15 protein-coding genes are annotated in these 15397 nt (G+C 62.1%); 1 reads left to right on the top strand and 14 read right to left on the bottom strand.

Annotation, left to right across the window (positions count from 1 at the left end; translation table 11 throughout):
- Window positions 1-164: 164 nt before the first annotated feature.
- Window positions 165-992, top strand: coding sequence for a transporter substrate-binding domain-containing protein (locus BG61_RS25425; protein WP_035937227.1), 828 nt, complete (start codon window positions 165-167; stop codon window positions 990-992).
- Window positions 993-1022: 30 nt separating this feature from the next.
- Here the strand turns inward: BG61_RS25425 and BG61_RS25420 are convergent, their stop codons facing one another.
- The 14 genes from BG61_RS25420 to BG61_RS25355 all read right to left on the bottom strand — a co-directional run bounded on the left by BG61_RS25420 (window position 1023) and on the right by BG61_RS25355 (window position 15388).
- On the bottom strand, window positions 1023-1970 hold the full coding sequence (locus tag BG61_RS25420) for an alpha/beta hydrolase (RefSeq protein WP_035937229.1): 948 nt from the start codon (window positions 1968-1970) through the stop codon (window positions 1023-1025).
- Between the two features lie 606 nt (window positions 1971-2576).
- Entirely contained in the window at window positions 2577-4307 is a 1731-nt protein-coding gene (locus BG61_RS25415; RefSeq protein ID WP_035937231.1) for an AMP-binding protein, read from the bottom strand.
- Window positions 4308-4582: 275 nt separating this feature from the next.
- Window positions 4583-5008: a F0F1 ATP synthase subunit epsilon gene (locus tag BG61_RS25410; protein WP_035937233.1), complete on the bottom strand. Its 426-nt coding sequence runs from the start codon at window positions 5006-5008 to the stop codon at window positions 4583-4585.
- A 101-nt stretch (window positions 5009-5109) separates the two neighbouring features.
- Window positions 5110-6504 (bottom strand): F0F1 ATP synthase subunit beta, encoded by a 1395-nt coding sequence (gene atpD, locus BG61_RS25405; protein ID WP_035937234.1) that lies wholly within the window; start codon window positions 6502-6504, stop codon window positions 5110-5112.
- Between the two features lie 42 nt (window positions 6505-6546).
- On the bottom strand, window positions 6547-7440 hold the full coding sequence (gene atpG / locus BG61_RS25400) for a F0F1 ATP synthase subunit gamma (RefSeq protein ID WP_035937237.1): 894 nt from the start codon (window positions 7438-7440) through the stop codon (window positions 6547-6549).
- A gap of 150 nt (window positions 7441-7590) precedes the next feature.
- The gene (atpA, locus tag BG61_RS25395; RefSeq protein WP_035937240.1) at window positions 7591-9132 is read right to left on the bottom strand and encodes a F0F1 ATP synthase subunit alpha; all 1542 of its coding nucleotides are present in this window, start codon (window positions 9130-9132) and stop codon (window positions 7591-7593) included.
- A 46-nt stretch (window positions 9133-9178) separates the two neighbouring features.
- The gene (locus tag BG61_RS25390; protein WP_035937243.1) at window positions 9179-9721 is read right to left on the bottom strand and encodes a F0F1 ATP synthase subunit delta; all 543 of its coding nucleotides are present in this window, start codon (window positions 9719-9721) and stop codon (window positions 9179-9181) included.
- A 2-nt stretch (window positions 9722-9723) separates the two neighbouring features.
- Complete coding sequence (locus BG61_RS25385; protein WP_035937245.1) at window positions 9724-10194, bottom strand: F0F1 ATP synthase subunit B; 471 nt, start codon at window positions 10192-10194, stop codon at window positions 9724-9726.
- Between the two features lie 136 nt (window positions 10195-10330).
- Entirely contained in the window at window positions 10331-10600 is a 270-nt protein-coding gene (gene atpE / locus BG61_RS25380) for a F0F1 ATP synthase subunit C (protein WP_006050844.1), read from the bottom strand.
- Window positions 10601-10690: 90 nt separating this feature from the next.
- A complete protein-coding gene (atpB, locus tag BG61_RS25375) occupies window positions 10691-11542 on the bottom strand; it encodes a F0F1 ATP synthase subunit A (protein WP_035937251.1) in 852 nt (283 codons plus the stop codon).
- 195 nt (window positions 11543-11737) lie between these two features.
- Complete coding sequence (locus BG61_RS25370) at window positions 11738-12292, bottom strand: ATP synthase subunit I (protein ID WP_035937254.1); 555 nt, start codon at window positions 12290-12292, stop codon at window positions 11738-11740.
- 239 nt (window positions 12293-12531) lie between these two features.
- Window positions 12532-13668 (bottom strand): SLC13 family permease, encoded by a 1137-nt coding sequence (locus BG61_RS25365; RefSeq protein ID WP_035937257.1) that lies wholly within the window; start codon window positions 13666-13668, stop codon window positions 12532-12534.
- A 6-nt stretch (window positions 13669-13674) separates the two neighbouring features.
- The gene (locus BG61_RS25360) at window positions 13675-14571 is read right to left on the bottom strand and encodes a ParB/RepB/Spo0J family partition protein (RefSeq protein WP_035937259.1); all 897 of its coding nucleotides are present in this window, start codon (window positions 14569-14571) and stop codon (window positions 13675-13677) included.
- Between the two features lie 46 nt (window positions 14572-14617).
- Entirely contained in the window at window positions 14618-15388 is a 771-nt protein-coding gene (locus BG61_RS25355; protein WP_035937260.1) for a ParA family protein, read from the bottom strand.
- Window positions 15389-15397 lie beyond the last annotated feature (9 nt).

Here is a 15397-nt window from a genome sequence, read left to right as displayed (position 1 = left end):
TCATTCTACCGGAGCGTCATCCGCTTTTTCACGCGCCGGCGCCGGGTCCGTGCACGCGCGGATCGTGGGCGGCGGGATTCGCGAACGCCGGGAGATGTTCAGCGGGCACGCCACTCGCTATCATCGACACACATAACATCAGACAAAAATCAAAAGGAGATGCGATGAAATCCATGATGGCAATTTTCGCGGCGCTGACGGTGTTCCTTGCGAGCGGCGGGGTTCAGGCGCAGACGGTGCAGGCAGGCAGCGTCGGCAGTGCTCCGGCGGCGACGGTTCCCGCTGCGGCGTCCTCGCGGCTCGACGACATCCTCGCGCGCCACACGCTGCGCATCTGCACGACGGGCGACTACAAGCCGTACACGTTTCTCAGGCCGGACGGTCAGTTCGAAGGCATCGACGTCGATCTTGCCGACGCCCTCGCCCGGTCGCTCGGCGCGAAGCCGGAGTTCGTGAAGACGACGTGGTCGAACCTGATGAACGATTTCGTATCGAAATGCGACATCGCGGTCGGCGGCGTCTCGACCACGCTCGACCGCCAGAAGCGCGCATTCTTCACGCAGCCGTACATGGTCGACGGCAAGACGGCGATCGTGCGTTGCGACGACGTCGGCAAATACCAGACCGTTGCGGAAATCGACCAGCCGGGCGTGCGCACGATCGTGAATCCGGGCGGCACGAACGAGCGCTTCGCGAAACAGTACTTCCGTCATTCGCAACTGATCGAGTATCCGGACAACGTGACGATCTTCGAGCAGATCCTCGACGGCCACGCCGATGTCATGGTGACCGACGCCTCCGAGACGCTGCTTCAGCAAAAGCTCCATCCGGGCCTGTGCTCGGTGCACCCCGACAAGCCGTTCCAGTTCGGCGAAAAGGCGTACCTCCTGCCGCGCGGCGACGTGCCGTTCCAGCAATACGTCGATCAGTGGCTGCACCTCGCGCGCTCGACGGGCGAATTTCAGGCGGTCGTCGACAAGTGGCTGAAATAACGCACTAGGGCACGCAGCGTGGCGCTCGTCTTAGCGCGCCGCGCGCAACATCTCGCCGGTCCGCTCGCCGATGGTCTTCATCCACGCCGCCGCCGCGGGAGCGTGCGCCTGGATGCGCCCGAAGCCGTGCGTCATGTCGCCTGCGTCGATCATCTCGGCACGGCCGCCGTTGGCCGAGAGGAAGCGCGCGAGTTCGAAGGCATCGTCGTAGAGCGGATCGTGGGCCGCCGCGACGATCAGCGCCGGCGCGGGCGCGCGCTCGTACGGCTCCGCGAGCGGAAATACGCGGACGTCGTGCCGGTCGGGCTCGCGGCCGCCCAGGAACTGCTCCCAGTACCACTTCATTTCGTCGTTGGTCAGGCCCGGGCCGTTGGCGTTCGCCACGCAACTCGCGCTCTCGAACTGGCGGCGCATGACCGGATACAGCAGCAATTGCAGGCTCACGATCCCCGCGACGCGCTCGTTCGCGCCGCGCGCCGCCACCGTGGCGAGGTGCGCGCCCGCGCTGTCGCCGCCGACGGCGAGCCGGTCGGTCGCGAAACCCAGCCGCGAGCGGTGTTCCGCGAGCCACAGGAGCGAATCCAGCGCGTCGTCGCACGGCGCCGGAAACGGGTGCTCCGGCGCAAGCCGGTAATCGACGCTCACTACCGCGCAATTCGCGTCGACCGCGAGGCGCTCGACGAGCGTGTCATGCGTATCGAGATCGCCGACGACCCAGCCGCCGCCATGAAAATACACGAGCAGCGGCAGCGCGCCCGTCGCCGCCGCCGGCCGGTAGACGCGCGCAGCCAGTTCCCGGCCCGCGAGCGGCAGCGCCAGTTCGCTCACGAGTACGTCCGCCCCGCGCGGCAGCGAAAACGCGCGCGCCACGTCCTGAAAGCGTTGCCGCACGGTTCGGGCGTCGGCATTGGCGGGCAATGGCGGGAATGCCTCCGCCGCCGCGCGGTAGTAGCCGAGAAGGGCTGCGTCGATGGTCATGCGTGACTCCAAAGGTCGCGTTCGATGAGAGAGTTCACCTTTCAGCGTGAAATGCGGGACGATTTCATTGCGCCCGCTCGTTCGATTTTCTCGAAAAAACGGATTTGATGCACTAAGCTTAAAAACAGCAATTGGCGCCGATCCGGACCAGTGGTCCTGAAAAGCGGCGCACCCTGACAATTTTTATTCGGAAAGCTCACAAAACCAGCTCAATAATTGACCGTCAGCCTTATCCGGCGCGGGTTACAACCTGAAACACTTTGTTACGGTGACTGCCGGTCAATTCGCCCACAATCTGTTCAAACGGTTTCAACACGGATGTGTTCGGGTGTGGCGTGTGAGCGGATACTACACACTTGACGGTCGGCCTTGTGCCGAAGCCCTTCACAGGGACATCTTTGTTGGGGTCGTTCTCCGATCCGGCAACGGATCGAGATTGTTCCCACCTTTGGTCTCCTCGCGCTAACCCCGTAGCGTGTGGTTTTTAGCGGGCTCCAGGCCCGCTTTTTTTTCGCCCAAACAAACGTTTGCGCATTTTGCGAAGCAAAACGCGCAATTGTTTCGTTTAGATGAATCGGCGGAGAACGCGGTGCGTTCTCCTTTTATTTACGCCGTTCTCGCCTCCGATACCTTCAATTCCTCGATCATTCTCGCGCGCATCACGAATTTCTGGGCCTTGCCGGTGACCGTCATCGGCAGTTCATCGACGAAACGGATATAGCGCGGAATCTTGTAGTGGGCGATCTGCCCCTGGCAGAACTCGCGGATTTCTTCCGCCGTCGCCTGTTCGCCCGGACGCAGGACGACCCACGCGCACACCTCCTCGCCGTACTTCTGGTCGGGCACGCCGAACACCTGCACCGACTGGATTTTCGGATGCCGGAACAGGAATTCCTCGATTTCACGCGGATAGACGTTCTCGCCGCCGCGAATCAGCATGTCCTTCAGACGGCCGACGATGTTGCAATACCCTTCAGCGTCGATCGTCGCGAGGTCGCCGGTGTGCATCCACTCGTCGACGATCGCCTCGCGCGTCTTTTCGTCGTCGTCCCAGTAGCCTTTCATCACCGAGTAGCCGCGCGTGCACAGCTCGCCCGTCTCCCCAACCGGCACCACGTTACCGACAGGATCGATGATCTTGACCTCCAGATGCGGCTGGATGCGGCCGACCGTCGTGGTGCGCTTGTCGAGCGGATCGGTCGTGGAACTCTGGAACGAGACCGGGCTCGTCTCCGTCATGCCGTACGCGATCGTGATTTCGCGCAGGTTCATCTTCGAGACGACGCGCTTCATGGTCTCGATCGGACACGGCGAGCCGGCCATGATGCCCGTGCGCAGCCGGCTGAGGTCGTACTTCGCGAAGTCGGGATGATCGAGTTCGGCGATGAACATCGTCGGCACGCCGTGCAGCGCGGTGCAGCGCTCTTCGGCGACGGCCGCGAGTGTCGCGGCGGGGTCGAACGCCTCGCCGGGGAACACCATCGTGCAGCCTGTCGATACGCATGCGAGCACCGCCAGCACCATGCCGAAGCAGTGATAGAGCGGCACGGGAATGCACAGGGAGTCGTTCTCCGAAAGCCGCATCGCCATGGCGATGTAACGCGCATTGTTGACGACGTTGTGATGCGTGAGCGTTGCGCCCTTCGGGTTGCCCGTCGTGCCGCTGGTGAATTGGATGTTGATGGGGTCGCGGGCGCCGAGCTTCGCTTCCAGCGCCTCCAGCGTGGCCGTGTCGAGTGTCTCGCGGCCTCGCGCCATGACATCGCCGAAATTGAGCATGCCGGGCGTCTTCGCGTCGCCCATGCGAATCACGGCGCGCAGGTCGGGCAGCTTCGCGGCGCGCAGCGCGTTGGGCGCGGCGTCGGCCAGCTCGGGCGCGAGCGACTGCAGCATCTCCAGATACTTCGACGTCTTGAATTGCTCCGCCGCGATCAGCGCCTTGCAGCCGACCTTGTTCAGCGCGTATTCGAGCTCGGCGAGCCGGTAGGCCGGATTGATGTTCACGAGAATCGCGCCGATGCGGGCAGTGGCGAACTGCGTCAGCAGCCACTCCGCACGATTCGGCGACCAGATGCCGACGCGGTCGCCGGTCTCGACGCCGAGCGCAAGCAGGCCGCTTGCGAGCACATCGACTTCATCGGCGAACTGGCGCCAGGTCCAGCGCACGTTCTGCTCGCGGAAGGTGACTGCGGGGCGATCGGGGTACTTCGCGACGGTATCGAGGAGAAAACGTGACACGGTCGCGTCGCTCAGGGGAATGTCGGTCGAGCCGCGGACGTAGGAAAGGCCGTCGCGCGGTTCGATTTGCGCGTCGGCATGCGTCGGTTGAAGTGCCATCGATGGTCTCCGCCAGGTAAATCGTTGCCCGGAATGAAGGCAATTTGGAAGGCCATTTTGCACGGTCAGATTAACCGGGGGCATTCAGTGTTACCCGCAACGGCACGACGCACGGGCGGCGCGAAGCGCGTGAAATCAGCGCGTTACGCTCGTTTCGCGGAATGCCGCACAACCGATATGCAGAATTGCGCGCGCCCCGCGGCGCACCTGCTCCGCGCAGAAATGAAAAAAGCAGCCCGAAGGCTGCTTTTTTCGTCCTGCAACGACGCCGGTGCTCAGTGCTGAGCGCGCAGCTTGCGCAGACGCTGAATCGCCGCGAGTTGAGCCGTCGCGTACGCGAGTTCCGCTTGCGCGGTCGCGTATTCGAGATTCGAACCCGTGTTTTGCAGCGCTTCTTCGGCACGCTTTTTCGCCTGCTCGGCTTTCGCTTCGTCGAGGTCCGCGCCGCGGATCGCGGTGTCGGCGAGCACGGTCACGACGCCCGGCTGGATTTCGAGAATTCCGCCCGCGACGAACACGAACTCTTCGGAGCCGTCTTCCGCCTCGATGCGCACCGCGCCCGGGCGAATGCGCGTGATGAGCGGCGTGTGGCCCGGCAGAATGCCGAGTTCACCCGCCTCGCCCGGCAGCGCGACGAACTTCGCCTGGCCCGAGAAGATCTGCTCTTCCGCGCTGACGACGTCTACTTTGATGGTTGCCATATCGACTCCTGGGTCTGGTTATCGCTGGAACACCACGCGGTCGAGCGTAGTGCCTGGACGCCGGCTCATCGAGCCAGCGTCCGCTTCGATACACCCGACCTTTACTGGATCTTCTTGGCCTTTTCGAAGGCCTCGTCGATCGTGCCGACCATGTAGAACGCCTGCTCCGGCAGATGATCGCACTCGCCTTCGACGATCATCTTGAAGCCGCGGATGGTTTCCTTCAGCGGCACGTACTTGCCCGGCGAACCCGTGAACACTTCAGCGACGTGGAACGGCTGCGACAGGAAACGCTGGATCTTGCGAGCGCGCGCCACCGACAACTTGTCTTCCGGCGAAAGCTCGTCCATGCCCAGAATCGCGATGATGTCGCGCAGTTCCTTGTAGCGCTGCAGCGTTTGCTGCACGCCGCGCGTGATCGTGTAGTGCTCTTCGCCGATCACGTGCGGGTCGATCTGACGCGAGGTCGAATCGAGCGGGTCCACGGCCGGGTAGATACCCAGCGACGCGATGTCACGCGACAGCACGACGGTTGCGTCCAGGTGGCCGAAGGTCGTAGCCGGCGACGGGTCGGTCAAGTCGTCTGCTGGGACGTACACGGCCTGAACCGACGTGATCGAACCAGTCTTAGTCGACGTGATGCGTTCCTGCAGCTTGCCCATTTCTTCAGCCAGCGTCGGCTGATAGCCCACTGCCGACGGCATACGGCCGAGCAGTGCCGACACTTCCGTGCCTGCCAGCGTGAAACGGTAGATGTTGTCGACGAAGAACAGCACGTCGAGACCTTCGTCGCGGAAGTGCTCGGCCATCGTCAGGCCGGTCAGCGCCACGCGCAGACGGTTGCCCGGCGGCTCGTTCATCTGGCCGTACACGAGCGCCACCTTGTCGAGAACGTTCGAGTCCTTCATTTCATGATAGAAGTCGTTCCCTTCGCGGGTACGCTCGCCAACACCCGCGAACACGGAGTAACCGCCGTGCTCCTTCGCGATGTTGTTGATCAGCTCCATCATGTTCACGGTCTTGCCCACACCGGCGCCGCCGAAGAGGCCAACCTTGCCGCCCTTCGCAAACGGACAGATCAGGTCGATAACCTTGATGCCCGTTTCGAGCAGTTCCGTCGACGGCGACAGCTCGTCGAACTTCGGCGCCTTCTGGTGAATGCCGCGGGTCACGTCCGAATTGATCGGGCCGGCTTCGTCGATCGGACGGCCGAGCACGTCCATGATGCGGCCGAGCGTCGGCTTGCCGACCGGCACGCTGATCGGCTTGCCCGTGTTCTTCACGATCGTGCCGCGGCGCAGTCCGTCCGACGCGCCCAGACAAATCGTGCGGACCACGCCGTCGCCCAGCTGCTGCTGGACTTCGAGCGTCAGTTCCGAGCCTTCCAAAACGAGTGCGTCGTAGATGCCCGGCATTGCCGAGCGCGGGAATTCCACGTCGATCACCGCGCCGATGCACTGTACGATCTTGCCTTCTACCAAAGCAGTGGTACTCATCGCATTTCCTTTAGATACTGTTTGATTCAGCTCACGCGATCATCAGACCGCAGCGGCGCCGCCGACGATTTCCGAAAGTTCCTTCGTGATCGCGGCCTGCCGGCTCTTGTTGTAGACGAGCTGCAATTCGCCGATCACGGTCTTCGCATTGTCCGACGCGGCCTTCATCGCGACCATCCGGGCCGATTGCTCCGATGCCATGTTCTCCGCGACCGCCTGATAGACGAGCGCTTCGACGTAACGCACGAGCAGTTCGTCGACGACCGTCTGCGCATCCGGTTCGTAGATGTAATCCCACGACGTCTTCGGCGTGACGGAAGCACCTTCCTCGCCCTCGCGACGCGCGAAATCCTCAGCCGACAGCGGCAGCAGCTGCTCGATCACCGCTTCCTGCTTCATCGTGTTGACAAAGCGCGTGTACCCCAGGTACACCGCGTTGATCTTGCCTTCGGAGTACAGGTCGAGCTGCACCTTCACCGCGCCGATCAGCTTTTCCAGATGCGGCGTGTCGCCGAGATGCGTGACTTCCGACACGACCTTGGCGCGCAGGCGGTTGAGAAAGCCGAGGCCCTTGCTGCCGATCGCCGAAGCTTCGATGGACACGCCGCTCTGCTCGAGTTCCTTGAACTTCTGAACCGACGCACGCAGGATGTTCGTGTTCATGCCGCCGCACAGACCCTTGTCGGTCGTGACGAGGATGATGCCGGCCACCTTCGCGCCTTCGTTCTTGACCATGAACGGGTGGCGATACTCCGGGTTCGCCGAGCTCATGTGAGCTGCGATGTCGCGAACCTTGTCGGCGTACGGACGAGCAGCGCGCATGCGTTCCTGCGCGCGGCGCATCTTCGATGCGGCCACCATCTCCATCGCCTTCGTGATCTTGCGCGTGTTCTGCACGCTCTTGATCTTGCCGCGAATTTCCTTCATTCCAGCCATTGCTTACTCCTTTGTCGGTCCGAGTGAGCGCTTTAGCGCTTACCCGGAGCCCATGCAAAGCTATCGAAGTGGCGCGGGGTGCTTCATGCCTGCGTTGTTGCTTGGCCCGAAGCGGCCCGCGCCGCTCCAAAGTCCCGATCAATGCTGAGATCAGTAAGCGCCCGACTTCTTGAAGTCCTTCAGCGCGGCATGCAATGCGCCGTCGTCGTCCTTCGACAAGTCTTTGTTGTCTTCGATCCGCTTGACCATGTCGGCGTGCTTCGTCTTCAGGTATTCGCGCAGACCCTTTTCGAACGGCAGCACCTGGCTGACGTCGAGGTCGTCGAGATAGCCGTTGTTCGCCGCGAACAGCGCCACCGCCAGCTCCCACACCTGCAGCGGCTGATACTGCGGCTGCTTGAGCAGTTCCGTCACGCGGCGGCCGCGCTCGAGCTGCTTGCGGGTGGCTTCGTCGAGGTCGGAGGCGAACTGCGCGAACGCAGCCAGTTCACGATACTGCGCGAGGTCGGTACGGATACCGCCCGAGAGCTTCTTCACAACCTTGGTCTGCGCTGCACCGCCGACTCGCGACACCGACACGCCCGCGTTGATTGCGGGGCGGATACCGGCGTTGAACAGGTCGGTTTCAAGGAAGATCTGGCCGTCGGTAATCGAGATCACGTTCGTCGGAACGAACGCGGTCACGTCGCCGGCTTGCGTTTCGATGACCGGCAGGGCGGTGAGCGAACCGCTCTTGCCCTTCACTTCGCCGTTGGTGAACTTCTCGACGTAGTCTTCCGACACGCGAGCCGCGCGCTCCAGCAGACGCGAGTGCAGATAGAACACGTCGCCCGGGTACGCTTCACGGCCCGGCGGACGGCGCAGCAGCAGCGAAATCTGGCGATACGCCCACGCTTGCTTGGTCAAGTCGTCATAGACGATCAGCGCGTCCTGTCCGCGGTCGCGGAAGTATTCGCCCATCGAGCAGCCGGCGTACGGCGCGAGGTATTGCATCGCCGCCGATTCCGAAGCCGAAGCCGCGACGACGATGGTGTATTCCATCGCGCCGGTTTCTTCGAGCTTGCGCACCACGTTCATGATCGACGAAGCCTTCTGGCCGATCGCGACGTAGATACAGAAGAGGTTCTTGCCCTTCTGGTTGATGATTGCGTCGATCGCGACTGCCGTCTTGCCGCACTGGCGGTCGCCGATGATCAGCTCGCGCTGGCCGCGGCCGATCGGCACCATCGAGTCGATGGACTTCAGGCCGGTCTGGACCGGCTCCGACACCGACTTGCGCCAGATCACGCCCGGCGCGATCTTTTCGACCGCGTCGGTCATCTTCGCGTTGATCGGGCCCTTGCCGTCGATCGGGTTGCCGAGCGCGTCGACCACGCGGCCGAGCAGTTCGGGACCCACCGGCACTTCGAGAATGCGGCCCGTCGTCTTGACGATGTCGCCTTCCGAAATGTGTTCGTATTCACCCAGAATCACGGCGCCGACCGAGTCGCGCTCGAGGTTCAGTGCGAGGCCGAAGGTGTTGCCCGGGAATTCGAGCATTTCGCCCTGCATCACGTCCGACAGGCCGTGGATACGTACGATACCGTCGGTCACGGAGATCACGGTGCCCTGGTTGCGAACGTCTGCGCTCGCTTCAAGGCCCTGGATCCGGCTCTTGATCAGCTCGCTGATCTCAGAGGGATTGAGTTGCATTATTCGCTCCTGATAGTCAATTCTGTTGCGTGCCAGCTTTGGCGCGTCAGGCGGTCAGAGCCGTCTGCATGCTGGCGAGGCGCGCGCGGACCGAGGTATCGAGCACTTCGTCACCGACCGTCACGCGTACGCCGCCGATCAGCGACGGGTCGATTTCGACGGCAGGTTTCAGCTTGCGTTTGAACTTGCGTTCGAGACTGGCGACGAGGTCGTTCAACTGTTCGCCTTCGAGCGGAAACGCGCTCACGATCAGCGCGTCGGCCGCGCCTTCGCGGGCGTTCTTCAGCTCGTCGAACTGCGTGGCGATTTCGGGCATCAGCGGCAGGCGATGGTTGTCGACCAGCATGTGCACGAAGTTCTTCGCTTGAGCGTTGTCCTTCGCGAGCGGCGACTTCACCACGGACAGCAGCAGATCGCTGATCTGCTCGCGGCCGACCTTCGGGCTCGTGGCGACCGACAGCAGTTCGGGCAGACGCGCAACCTGTGCCAGCTCCTCGACGAAAGTGGACCAGGCGGCGATGTCACCAGCTTCGGCCACGCGGAACAGCGCTTCTGCGTAAGGACGGGCGATGGTTGCAAGTTCGGCCATGATCAGAGCTCGGTTTTGAGTTGATTCAGCAGGTCGGCGTGAGCCTTCTGGTCGACTTCGCGCTTCAGAATTTGCTCGGCGCCCTTCACGGCCAGCGCCGCGACTTCCGCGCGCAGTGCTTCGCGTGCCTTCACGACTTGCTGATCCGCATCTGCCTTGGCTTGAGCGATGATGCGCGCCGCTTCGGCTTGGGCATTGGCCTTGATTTCGTCCGCGACGGTGGCTGCACGCTTTTCAGCGTCGGCGATACGCTGCTGACCATCGTTGCGGGCCTGCGCGAGTTCCTGGTCGACGCGCTTGTGCGCGGCTTCGAGTTCCGATTTACCCTTTTCAGCGGCGGCGAGGCCGTCAGCGATCTTCTTCGAGCGCTCGTCGAGGGCGTTGATCAACGGCGGCCACACGAACTTCATCGTGAACCACGCGAGGATCAGAAACACGACCATTTGCGCAAACAGGGTTGCGTTGAGATTCACGGTGTTTCCTTAAACGTTGCTTTTTCGGGAGAGTGAAACGGTAAGGCGCTCATCGACCGGTTGCATCGATTAAGCGCCATCACCCGTTCCGTCCTGCGTCGTCACGCTGCGGCTAGACGCACACTTCCGAGGAACCTCAGCCTGCGAGCTTCGCGAGCAGGGGGTTCGCGAACGCAAACAGCATTGCCACACCAACGCCAATCAGGAACGCCGCGTCGATCAGACCAGCCAAGAGGAACATCTTGGTTTGCAGCGGGTTCATCAGTTCCGGCTGGCGGGCGCACGCCTCGATGTACTTGCCGCCCATCAGGCCGATACCGATACAGGCGCCGATTGCACCCAGGCCGATGATGATGCCGATACCGATGGCGGTCAGACCCTGGATGTTGGCGATGAAAGCTTGCATGATCACTCCTTTGATTAAAGACTTTGGAACTGGATTTATAAAAGACGAAAACGTGAAACCTGAAACGATTCTGGGACTACTTAAAGCGCATTAGTGGCTGTCATGGGCCTGGCCGATGTACACCAGCGTCAGCATCATGAAAATGAACGCTTGCAGCAGAACGATCAGAATGTGGAAGATCGCCCAGACCGTGCCTGCGACCACATGGCCGATAAAGCCGAGCACAGAGGCGTCCGCGCCGAAGTGCCACATGCTGCCGAGCAGCGCGATCAGCAGGAACAACAGTTCGCCTGCATACATGTTGCCGAACAGCCGCATGCCGAGCGAAACCGTCTTGGCGACGAACTCGATGATGTTCAGTGCGAGGTTCGGGATCCACAGGAGCGGATGCGAGCCGAACGGAGCGGACAGCAATTCGTGCACGAAGCCGCCTGCGCCCTTGATCTTGAAGTTGTAGTAGATCATCAGCGCGAAGACGCCGAGCGCGATGCCAAGCGTGCCGTTGAGGTCGGCGGTCGGCACGATGCGGTGATGGGGGAGCACCTGCGACAGGCCCAGCCATTCGATGATGCGCGGCGGCAGATCGACGGGGATGAAGTCGAGCGAGTTCATCAGGGCGACCCACACGAACACGGTCAGCGCGAGCGGAGCGATGAAGCGGCGGTTGCCGTGGATCATCGACTTCGACTGGTCTTCGACCATCTCGACCAGCATCTCGATCGCGCTCTGGAAACGGCCCGGAACGCCGGACGTCGCGCGACGGGCGGCGAGACCGAGAATCAGGATCGTGGCCAGGCCGCAGACGATCGACCAGAACAACGTGTCCAGATTCCAGACGTGGATGTCGAAAATCGACGTCTGATGTTGAGTGGAGAGATTCTGCAAGTGGTGCGCAATGTACTCGGACGGATCCAGAGCGCGCGTTCCTTCGCTAGCTGCCATATCGTTAAAGCCACCCAAATTGTCAAAAATCTTTCCGTTGCCTGCCGATTCCCTGAGCTGCCGCGTTCGCGTTGCAGCTTGCAGGGCGCAGGCCCGCGTGCAGGACATGAAAATCCGCACGTATATATCTGCTCTGTTACCGCGCTTATTACCTGTTTGTTACTTGCTCGTTACCTTTTGCCGGCCTGGGTCGCATCAGCGCCAGACCATCGCTATCCAGTACGTCTTCAGCGCAATCAGGTAGGTGACGAGCAGCGGCACCCACAGTGCATCCTTGTACCAGTACGCGATCGCGACGAACATGCCAATCGTCGCTCCCATCTTGAGCGCCTCGCCGATCATCCAGCTCATGATGGTCTCAGCGCCACTCTTCGCTTTCAGACGTGCCGCGAACAATGCGCTCGGCACCCAGCAGATCGCTCCCCCCAGAAAGGCCGACAGCGCAGCATCACGCGGTGGACTGTAGAACAGCCACCAGACCAGCGTCGCACCCAGGGACAAAACCATTTGCGCCGCCACAACCCTGTACGGCGTGACACGCGATGGACGACTCACTTCAGGGCCAAACAGTGTTTCCGCCTGGGCCCGAGTGAGCGGAACGATATTGTTATCTTGCGCTTCTGCGTCCCACGAATCGTCAAACGAGCCGTGTGGCCGATGTCCGGTCGGGATTGCTTCCTTGGCATCGGGATGCGAATGGCGCCCGTCCTGCTCGCCTTTCGGCGCTCGATTCTGCTCTCGCACCGTCATCACACTTTCTGCCAGAAGTCGCGGTTGTATCCGTCCATCACACCCGGGGCGCTTACGCTGCGCTTTCGGGGTCGCCAAGCTGATAAATCCGGGGGATTGTAAGCGATTGTTGTCGCGGATTCAATAGTTTAGGTGCGTCAAAAAGCAAGCGGCGAAGCCTTAAAAATCGGTCTCCGAATTGAGATTTCTATTGTGTTTGCAACGAGTCAGCGAAAAACTGTAAGGTGAATTTTTCGCGCTTACAGAAGCCAGGCGCCGACCAGCGCCGCCGCTATCCAAAATGGAAGTGACACGATGTGGAATGAAAGCCACATGCCCTTTTCGCCCGACAAACGCACCGCAATCAGATTGGCCAGCGACCCGATCGCGATGCCGAAGCCCCCCACGCTCACGCCGAATGCGAGCGCGCGCCAATCCTTCGAAAACTCCGCGAGCATGATGGCCGCCGGAACGTTGCTGATGCCTTGCGACAGCACGGCGCCCGCGCCGAACGCACGCAGCGGCGTGTCGATACCGATCTGAGCGATCGCATCGTGCACCCACGACAGTGAGGCGACGCTGCGCAGCACGATGAACATCAATACGAAAATGAGCAGCAGCAGCCAGTCGATTTTCAGTACGACTTCGCGGCGCCACAACAGGAATCCGATCGCGACTACAGCAAGCCCCGGTCCGGCATGATGCGCATCGGCGAGTCCCACGAATACGGCGAACGCCAGCGTCGCGATCAGGCACAGCGTCCGGTCCACGCGATGTTCTTCGACGTCGCCGGAAAGATCGAGCGGCTGCGCGCGAAACATCACCGCGGTCAGCGCGTAGAGCATCGCCATCAAAGCCGCGCAAAGAGGCGCCAACGCCCAGACGAAAGCGCCGAACGCGACACCGCTGGTTTGCCACAGGAACAGATTCTGAGGATTCCCGAGCGGCGTCAGAATGGACCCCGCGTTGACCGCCAGCGCGATAAAAATGACGAGACGCTTGATCGGCAGCGGCGCGAGCTTGTGCAATGACAGGACAAGCGGCACGACCGCGAACAGCGCGACGTCGTTGGTCAGCACCGTCGACAGGCACGCGGCAAGACCGATGAGCAGAAGCGCCAGTGCTCGCTCGCTGTGGATGCGATGCACGACCCGATGCGCGAGCCACATCAGGAATCCTGATAACTCGATTGCCTTGGTCAACATCAGGAGACCGGCGAGCGTGAAGACCGTCTGCCAGTCGATCAGTCGAGGCAACGATGCCCACGGGCGCGGATGCAGAGTCTGCAGCGCGATCAACGCGACGACCAGAACCGCGAGCACCGGCTCCTTGCCGACGAACGCCCATACTCGAGCGAGCGCGCTCGCCGGAGCGCGCTTGACATTTGATGTCGACAAAACGTGTCAGGCCGCCGTCACGTCGACGTTGCCGCGCAAACGGGCAAGGATGCCTTCGAGCGCGTCGAGATCGCCGAAATCGATGGTGAGCTTGCCGCGCCCTCGTCCACCGACTTTGATCTTCACGTTCGCCGACAGCAAATCGGAAAGCTCTTCTTCAAGCCGGCGGGTATCGCGTCCGCCGTCGTTTGCGGCGCGGGCCTTGATCGCGGGCGCTTCCTTGGTCGTCGAGGAGACGAGCCTTTCCGTCTCGCGGACCGACATCCGCTTGTTCACGACCTGGTTGGCCAGCTGGATTTGCGTCGCGGCGTCGACGGCGAGCAGCGCGCGCGCATGCCCCATGTCGAGATCGCCTGCGAGCAGCATGGTCTGCACGGGCGTCGCCAGATTCAGCAAGCGCAGCAGATTCGAAACAGCGCTACGCGACCGGCCAACCGATTCGGCCGCCTGCTCGTGGGTGAAATTGAATTCGTCGAGCAGACGCTGGATGCCCTGCGCTTCTTCGAGCGGATTCAGGTCTTCGCGCTGGATGTTCTCGATGAGCGCCATCGCCGCGGCGGCCTGATCCGGCACGTCCTTCACCAGAACCGGCACCTCTTCCAGCCCGGCGATGCGAGCCGCGCGGAAGCGCCGCTCGCCAGCAATGATTTCGTACTGGTCGGGACCGACGGGTCGCACGAGGATCGGCTGCATCAGGCCCTGCGCGCGAATGCTCGCGGCGAGCTCCTGCAGGCCGCCCTCGTCCATGCGCGTGCGCGGCTGGTACTTGCCCGCCTGCATCTTGCCGAGAGGAAGCACGGTCGGCGTGCCTTCGCTGCGCACTGCCTCGGTGATGTCGGCGCTGCCGCCGAGCAATGCCTCGAGTCCGCGGCCCAAGCCCTTCTTCTTCATTACAGCGCTCATGTTTTTCCTCCGTCAGCCGTGCGGGCCGCGTCGATTGGGGTTCGCATCACAGCGCGCGCACGCGCTCCATCATTTCCGTACCGAACTGGATATACGCTTGCGCGCCGCGCGACGACTTGTCGAACACGACGCCCGGCAAACCGTAACTCGGTGCTTCGGCGAGCCGCACATTGCGCGGGATTACCACGTCGAACACTTTGCCGCCGAAATGTTCCTTCAATTGATCCGAAACCTGCTGCTGCAGCGTGATTCGGGGATCGAACATGACCCGCAGCAAGCCGATCACCTTCAGGTCGCGGTTCAGGTTCGCGTGCACCTGCTTGATGGTGTTGACGAGATCGGACAGCCCCTCCAGTGCGAAATACTCGCACTGCATTGGAATCACGACGCCATGCGCCGCGCAAAGACCGTTCAGCGTCAAAAGAGACAATGCAGGGGGACAATCGATCAGGACGAAATCATAGTCATCGACTACTTCTGCAAGTGCCGTGCGCAGCACGTGCTCGCGGTTGTCGACAGACACGAGTTCCACCTCGGCGCCCGCCAGTTCACGATTGGCCGGCAGCACGTCATAGGCGACGGCTTCGGGACGCGTGCGCGCGTCGCGGAGCGTGACGCCGTCGACGAGCACTTCATAGACGGTGTTCTCGCAGGCGGCCTTGTCGATGCCGCTGCCCATGGTGGCATTGCCTTGAGGGTCCAGGTCGATCAGCAGAACCCGCTGCCCGAGCGCCGCAAGGCTCGCCGCGAGGTTGACCGCTGTCGTAGTCTTTCCAACGCCGCCCTTCTGATTTGCGACGCAGAAGATTTTTGCCATCGTTTAGTG

Source organism: Caballeronia glathei, from assembly GCF_000698595.1.
GTDB classification, from domain to species: Bacteria; Pseudomonadota; Gammaproteobacteria; order Burkholderiales; family Burkholderiaceae; genus Caballeronia; species Caballeronia glathei.
Note: the sequence above shows the minus strand (reverse complement) of the source record. Positions and strands in the feature narration are given on the sequence as shown.

Excerpts from the sequence above, each read along its gene's own strand:
- BG61_RS25425 (WP_035937227.1), top strand. The coding sequence starts at position 165 with ATGAAATCCATGATGGCAATTTTCGCGGCGCTGACGGTGTTCCTTGCG.
- BG61_RS25420 (WP_035937229.1), bottom strand. The coding sequence starts at position 1,970 with ATGACCATCGACGCAGCCCTTCTCGGCTACTACCGCGCGGCGGCGGAG.
- BG61_RS25415 (WP_035937231.1), bottom strand. The coding sequence starts at position 4,307 with ATGGCACTTCAACCGACGCATGCCGACGCGCAAATCGAACCGCGCGAC.
- BG61_RS25410 (WP_035937233.1), bottom strand. The coding sequence starts at position 5,008 with ATGGCAACCATCAAAGTAGACGTCGTCAGCGCGGAAGAGCAGATCTTC.
- atpD (WP_035937234.1), bottom strand. The coding sequence starts at position 6,504 with ATGAGTACCACTGCTTTGGTAGAAGGCAAGATCGTACAGTGCATCGGC.
- atpG (WP_035937237.1), bottom strand. The coding sequence starts at position 7,440 with ATGGCTGGAATGAAGGAAATTCGCGGCAAGATCAAGAGCGTGCAGAAC.
- atpA (WP_035937240.1), bottom strand. The coding sequence starts at position 9,132 with ATGCAACTCAATCCCTCTGAGATCAGCGAGCTGATCAAGAGCCGGATC.
- BG61_RS25390 (WP_035937243.1), bottom strand. The coding sequence starts at position 9,721 with ATGGCCGAACTTGCAACCATCGCCCGTCCTTACGCAGAAGCGCTGTTC.
- atpE (WP_006050844.1), bottom strand. The coding sequence starts at position 10,600 with ATGCAAGCTTTCATCGCCAACATCCAGGGTCTGACCGCCATCGGTATC.
- atpB (WP_035937251.1), bottom strand. The coding sequence starts at position 11,542 with ATGGCAGCTAGCGAAGGAACGCGCGCTCTGGATCCGTCCGAGTACATT.
- BG61_RS25370 (WP_035937254.1), bottom strand. The coding sequence starts at position 12,292 with ATGACGGTGCGAGAGCAGAATCGAGCGCCGAAAGGCGAGCAGGACGGG.
- BG61_RS25360 (WP_035937259.1), bottom strand. The coding sequence starts at position 14,571 with ATGAGCGCTGTAATGAAGAAGAAGGGCTTGGGCCGCGGACTCGAGGCA.
- BG61_RS25355 (WP_035937260.1), bottom strand. The coding sequence starts at position 15,388 with ATGGCAAAAATCTTCTGCGTCGCAAATCAGAAGGGCGGCGTTGGAAAG.